This is a genomic window from Corallococcus llansteffanensis, assembly GCF_003612055.1.
In the GTDB taxonomy this organism is placed as follows: Bacteria; Myxococcota; Myxococcia; order Myxococcales; family Myxococcaceae; genus Corallococcus; species Corallococcus llansteffanensis.
This window is the reverse complement of the sequence record NZ_RAWB01000606.1, coordinates 1-5,848: the sequence shown is the minus strand read 5'-3', so window position 1 is coordinate 5,848 and position 5,848 is coordinate 1. Positions and strand designations below refer to the sequence as shown.

The 5,848-nt window shown below is 69.8% G+C and carries 5 protein-coding genes and 1 pseudogene; 4 read left to right on the top strand and 2 right to left on the bottom strand.

The features are described 5' to 3' along the window. Both D7V93_RS36285 and D7V93_RS36280 read right to left on the bottom strand, forming a co-directional pair. A pseudogene (locus D7V93_RS36285) lies at window positions 1-580 on the bottom strand (hypothetical protein); the annotation flags it as partial. A gap of 198 nt (window positions 581-778) precedes the next feature. After that, window positions 779-1,627, bottom strand: a complete 849-nt coding sequence (locus tag D7V93_RS36280; RefSeq protein WP_120647710.1) for a metal-dependent hydrolase — start codon at window positions 1,625-1,627, stop codon at window positions 779-781. A gap of 221 nt (window positions 1,628-1,848) precedes the next feature. Here D7V93_RS36280 and D7V93_RS36275 point away from each other — a divergent pair, with 221 nt between their 5' ends. The 4 genes from D7V93_RS36275 to D7V93_RS36260 are packed head-to-tail and all read left to right on the top strand — an operon-like array spanning window position 1,849 to window position 5,714. Further along, complete coding sequence (locus D7V93_RS36275) at window positions 1,849-3,705, top strand: HSP90 family protein (RefSeq protein ID WP_120647711.1); 1,857 nt, start codon at window positions 1,849-1,851, stop codon at window positions 3,703-3,705. Next, the gene (locus D7V93_RS36270) at window positions 3,702-4,814 is read left to right on the top strand and encodes a hypothetical protein (RefSeq protein WP_120647709.1); all 1,113 of its coding nucleotides are present in this window, start codon (window positions 3,702-3,704) and stop codon (window positions 4,812-4,814) included. Before D7V93_RS36275 ends, D7V93_RS36270 begins: the two co-directional genes overlap by 4 nt. A 32-nt stretch (window positions 4,815-4,846) precedes the next feature. Continuing rightward, complete coding sequence (locus D7V93_RS36265) at window positions 4,847-5,221, top strand: hypothetical protein (RefSeq protein ID WP_120647708.1); 375 nt, start codon at window positions 4,847-4,849, stop codon at window positions 5,219-5,221. Between the two features lie 16 nt (window positions 5,222-5,237). After that, window positions 5,238-5,714, top strand: a complete 477-nt coding sequence (locus tag D7V93_RS36260) for a DUF6714 family protein (RefSeq protein ID WP_120647707.1) — start codon at window positions 5,238-5,240, stop codon at window positions 5,712-5,714. Window positions 5,715-5,848: the final 134 nt, after the last annotated feature.

Genomic DNA, 5,848 nt, shown 5'->3' with positions numbered 1-5,848 from the left:
GGTCGATGGCCTGCCGGAAGAACAGCTGCGCGTCCGCGTACTGGGCGCCGTTGTGCAGCACCAGCCCGTACACCGGGTCCCCGGCCAGCGACGGCGCCCGCTTGTCGAGCGCGTCCTCCACCCGCCCCACCATGCGCCGGGGCACCGGCAGCCCCGCCGCCAGCCGCGCGTCCAGCGCCAGCGCCAGGTCCAGCTCTCCGGCGAGCACCGCGAAGAGCACCAGCAGCTGCTCCATCCGGGGGGCCTCCGGCGCGTCCATCACCCGTGCCAGGTCCAGCGCCATGCGCGAAAGCGTGCGCACCACGGCATGGAACAGCGCGTCCTCCGTGGCGCGCGCCGGGGCGTCGAAGGGCTCCCCGCCATCCACCGGCGAGGGCAGCGGCACGGGGGTGCCATAGACGAGCCCCGAGGCCCGGAGCGTGCGGCGCAGGAAGGCGCGGCCCCGGGCGCGGCCGGACATGGACCCGGCGCCAGGCAGGGGCGGGGTCAGCTCCGGCAGGGGCGCGCGAGCATGCGCGGCGACCACGTCCGTCAGGAGCGTGGCCAGCCAGGTCCCCCGTCCAAAAACCAGCACCGACACCGGTACACCCCACGAGACGCGCCGCCCGGACCCCTCCGGTGCGCGATGAAACCGGGAATAACCCAGTCGCATCCGGGATGCCACCCGACCCCGGTCGGCGCCGCGCGTCGTCCAACGGAAGGCAGGCCCTGGTGGAAAAAAGGCCGCGCCCGGCCACCGACAGTCGGCGGGCGGGCGCGGAGGATGAAGGCGGGAGGACTACAGGGGGGTGGACTTGCCGGGCTCCAGGGTCAGCACCTTGAAGGTGCCCTTGGCCTTCTTCATGGAGGTGGTGAGCGCCTCCGGGGTGCCGGCGAGGGCGGGGAAGGTGCCGTAGTGCATGGGCACCACGGTCTTCACCTTGAGCAGCTTCGCGGCGAGGGCCGCCTGGGCGGGGTCCATCGTGAAGTGGCCGCCGATGGGGAGCAGGGCCACGGTGGGCTTGAACTGCTCGGCGATGAGGGCCATGGACTGGAAGGCCCCGGTGTCACCCGCGTGGTACAGGGTGGGGCCGTTGGCGATCTCCACGACGAAGCCCATGGGCGCGCCGGCGTACTGGGACGGGGCCTTGGGGTCCGCCTGGTAGCTGCTGGAGTGCACCGCCTCCACGAAGTGGATGGTGGCGTCCTTCACCTGGAAGGTGCCGCCCACGTTGCCGCCCACGTTCTGGGCTTCCGGCAGGCCCAGCAGCGAGACGAGCTCGAAGGAGCCGTACACCTTCGCGTTCGTCTTCTGGGCCAGGGCCTTCGTCTCACCCACGTGGTCGAAGTGGCCGTGGGAGACGAGGATGGCGTCCACCGCCTCCGGCCAGGTCGCGCCCTGGGGGGCCTTGGGGTTGGTGAACCACGGGTCGAACGCCAGCACCGCGCCGCCCGGCGTCTTCACCACGAAGGCGGCGTGGCCCCACCACGTCACCTCCGTCTTGCCGCTGGCCGCCGGGGCGCCTGCGGCCGGCTTGGCAGCCGCCGCCTTGGGGGCCGCCGGAGCCGCCGGGGTGCCCTGCGCGAACGCCGCGCCCGTCACACCCAGCACCGCGCCCACCACCACTGCCTTCAGGTTCGTCCGCATCGTTGTCTGCTCCAGGAGGGAGGAAAGAGACGACATGTCGCCGTGCCGCCAGGGGGGCGCCACACGTCAGGGGCCGCTTAGCACCCTTCAAGGGAGCAGGAAGGGGCTGGTGCGTCCGGCTGCCGACGGGAGGACAGAACCCCAGGGGTGGAAGGGACGCACGCTCGTCCCAGCAATGCGGTCCCCCGGGGACGATGCAGCGCGCTACGCTCGATTCCAGCGTGGACCATCGATTCCAAGTCAGCCTCCGTGGGGTCATCGACCTCCTGTCCCACCACCTGTACAGCTCGCCCGGGGTGTACGTGCGGGAGCTGCTCCAGAACGCCACGGACGCGCTGCGCGCCCGGCGCCAGCTGGACCCGGAGGCCTCCGGTTCGGTGGGGCTGGAGCTGCGGGAGAAGCAGGACGGCGGGCCCACCACCCTGCTCTTCACCGACGAGGGCGTGGGGCTGACGGAAGAGGAGATCCACCGCTTCCTCGCCACCATCGGTGAGTCCTCCAAGCGCGAGCTGCTGGAGGCGCGGCGCAACGACTTCATCGGCCAGTTCGGCATCGGCCTGCTGTCCTGCTTCATGGTGTGCGACGAGCTGCTGGTGGTCACGCGCTCCGCGAAGGGGGACGGGCGCACGCTGGAGTGGCGGGGCCGGCACGACGGCACCTACGACGTGCGCGTCTCCGAACACCCGCTGGACGCCCCCGGCACGCACGTCTACCTGGTGGCCCGCGCGGACATGACGGAGTGGTTCACGCCCGAGCGGGTGCGCCAGCTTGCGCGCCACTACGGAGGCCTGTTGCCCTTCCCCGTGCGGCTCACGGTGGACGGCGTGACGGAGCACCTCAACGCGGACGGTCCGCCCTGGCGCCGCCTGTACGAGACGCCCGGGGACAGGCGGCAGGCGCTGCTCGCGTACGGGCGAGAGGTGTTCGGCACGGACTTCCTGGATGTGATTCCGCTGCGCTCCGAGGCGGGGGACGTGGACGGGGTGGCGTTCGTGCTGCCGGCGTCGCCGCACTTCAACGCCAAGCAGAAGCACCGCGTGTACCTGAAGCACATGCTGCTGTCGGAGAGCGCGGAGAACCTGGTGCCGGAGTGGGCGTTCTTCGTGAAGTGCGTGGTGAACGCGAACGGCCTGAGGCCCACCGCGAGCCGCGAGTCCTTCTACGAAGACACAGTGCTGGCGCAGGCGCGCGAGGCCCTGGGAAGCTCCCTGCGGCGCTACCTGATGGAGCTGGCGCGAGACGAGCCCCGGGCGTTGCAGCGGCTGATTGCTCTGCATGGCTTGTCGGTGAAGGGGCTGGCGCTGGATGACGACGCGTTCTACCGGATGATCATCGACTGGCTGCCCTTCGAGACGTCGCTGGGGATGATGACGCTGGCGGACTACCGGCGCTCGTGGCCGGTGGTGCGCTACACGCCGACGCTGGACGGGTTCCGGCAGGTGGCGAGGGTGGCGGCGGCGCAGGGGCTGTGCGTGCTGAACGCGGCGTACACGCACGACACGGCGCTGCTGGAGAAGCTGCCGCACGTGGTGCCGGACGCGCAGGTGGCGCCGTTCTCGTCGGCGGACCTGCCGCAGAGCTTCGAGGAGCTGACGCTGGACGAGCGCGAGGCCGTCTATCCGCTGCTGCGCCTGGCCGAAGGGGTGCTGGCGCCGTTCCGCTGTGGGGTGGAGGCGAAGAAGTTCTTCCCGGCGGAGGTGCCCACGCTCTACAGCGCGGACGCGGAAGGGGCGTTCCGGCGGGACGCGGAGCGGGCGCGCGAGGAGTCGGACGACCTGTACGCGGGCGTGCTGGACGGTGTGCTGGCGGGCACGGGGGGACACGAGCGGGCGCTGCTCTGCCTCAACCTGCACAACCCGGTGGTGCGGAGGCTCGCGGCGGTGGAGAACCGGGAGCTGCTGAAGCTGTCGGTGGAGATGCTCTACGTGCAGGCGCTGCTCTTGGGGCAGCACCCGCTGAACGCGCAGGAGATGGCGCTCCTGAACCACGGCCTGCTGGGGCTCATCGCGGCCCGGTTGGATGAAGGCAGCGGCGGCGGGAGTGGTTCGTCCGGTTCGGGGTCGCGAGGGATGCACTGATGGAGGACTGGCGCCAGCAGGTGGATGCGTTGCGAGCGCGGGCGGAGGAGCTGCCCGAGGGTGACGCGAAGGTGCGCACGCTGGAGGAGGCGGTGCGGCTGGTGGACGTGCACGGGGACGTGCCGCTGGGGTACGCGCTGCGCGATGCGCTGATTGACGCGGCGACGTTCGGGGGGTTCCCGGACAAGGCGCTGGTGGCGTTCGCGTGGTGCCGGGGGCAGCAGAAGAAGGACCCGCAGCGGTTCGACCCGGAGGACATGCTGTGGAAGCAGAAGTGGGTGGTGGGCCGGCTGGACGAGTTCCCGCACATCAGCCGCAAGCAGATCGCCGACGCGCTGGATGACGTGGACCAGTGCTTCGCGAAGCTGGACGCGGGCCGGCGCGCGGCGCTGAAGCTGCGCTACCAGATGGCGCGGGACATGGGGGACACCGCCCAGGCGGAGCACCTGTGGGAGCAATGGCTGACAGCGCCGAGGGACCACCTGACGGACTGCCGCGTCTGTGAATTGGACGATGAGCTGGACCACCACGTGGACCGGGGCGAGTGGGAGCAGGCGGTCAAGAAGGCCAAACCCATCCTGGACGGGCGCCAGTCCTGCGCGGAGATCCCGCACCTGACGCTGGGCACGCTGCTGTATCCGTTCTTCAAGCTGGAGCGGCTGGAGGAGGCGCGGGCCTGCCACGTGCGCGGCTACGCGATGGTGGCGAAGAACCGCGAGTTCCTCGCCACGGTGGGCGAGCACCTGGAGTTCCTGGCGCTGACGGGCAACCTGTCCCGAGGGCTCACGTTGCTGGAGAAGCACCTGGGCTGGGCGCTGGAGCACTCCAGCCACCGGGACCGGTTCAGCTTCTACGCGGCGTCGTCGTTCCTGCTGGGGCAGGTGACGGCGGAGGGCCGTGACGAAGTGAGCCTGCGGCTGCCCAAGGCCTTCCCGCTGCACGCGGTCGACGGCGGGTATGCGACGCGGGCGCTGCAGGACTGGATGGAGACGCAGGCGCGCGACATCGCGGCAAGGTTCGACGCGCGCAATGGGACCGCGCGGTTCACGGGACTGCTGGCGCGCAATGAAGTGCTGGCAAAGGAAGCGCGGCCGTTCCCGCTGGACTGAGCTGCACTTCGCGGCACGGAGGCGAGGACGCCATGAAAGCATCTTCCAGGCTGTTCCTCGCCACCCTGTGGCTCGTGCTCTTCACGTCTTCCAGTCAGGCGGGGGAAGAAGTCTTGCCGCCGCCAGGCGACTGCACCAAGGACGTCTATCGAGCCCTGAATCAAGCCACGGGTGCTGCCTGCAAGACCGAAGGCATGAGCTGCAATGAAGCCATGAGCTGCCAGGAACTGAATGTCCGCTGGAACAGGTTCGCGAACTGCATCCAGGCCCGCAAGGTGTTGATGGACCGCTGTTTCCGGGGCGGCGACCCTGCACACAAGAGCGTCCTCGCCACCTATACGACAGGGCAGGCCCGCTGCACGGAACTCATCGGCATCCGCTGCCGTCCCACCGAGCAATGCCGCTGAGAAGGCGAGCGAGATCATGACTGTGCGCGAGGAGCAACTCCGACGACAAATCGAGAACGCCTTCGCGGACGTTCCCCGACCGGCTGACGACCGCATCGCCTATGCCCCGGACGCATGGGAGACCCCGGAGCTCCTCAGCGACTTTCGGGGACAACACTGGAAGGACCTTCCGGTGGAGCGAGTCCGCCAGCATGCGGCACATCTGTCATTGCTCAGCCCGGAGGCGCTTCCCTACTACCTCCCGGCCTATCTTCTGGCTGCTCTCACGGACTTTGACGTCCGCGACTTCCTCCTGTCCCAGTTGAGCATTCCAGATGAATCGAACCCGGACCTGCGCAGAGACTTTCAGCGCCGGTTCGACGTGCTCTCCTCCGCCCAGAGGAACGCAATCCAGGCGTTCCTGCGCAGGATGGGAGAAGAAGCATCGGGCCCTGTGACACGCCAGCATTGGACCCGGGCACTGGATGCCTATTGGGATGCGCCCGAAAGCTGAAGTAGCGGCCAGGGTTCAGCGCTTCAGCTTCGAGAACGGATTGTTGAACGGCTCCGGCTTCTTCTGCGCCGGGGCCTGAGTCCCCTGCGCCGGAGGCCGCTGCCCGCCACCCTGCGGCCGCGACGGCCCACCGC

Bases quoted from the DNA above. Each gene is read 5' to 3' on its own strand.
- D7V93_RS36280 (WP_120647710.1), bottom strand. From the start codon at position 1,627: ATGCGGACGAACCTGAAGGCAGTGGTGGTGGGCGCGGTGCTGGGTGTG.
- D7V93_RS36265 (WP_120647708.1), top strand. From the start codon at position 4,847: ATGAAAGCATCTTCCAGGCTGTTCCTCGCCACCCTGTGGCTCGTGCTC.
- D7V93_RS36260 (WP_120647707.1), top strand. From the start codon at position 5,238: ATGACTGTGCGCGAGGAGCAACTCCGACGACAAATCGAGAACGCCTTC.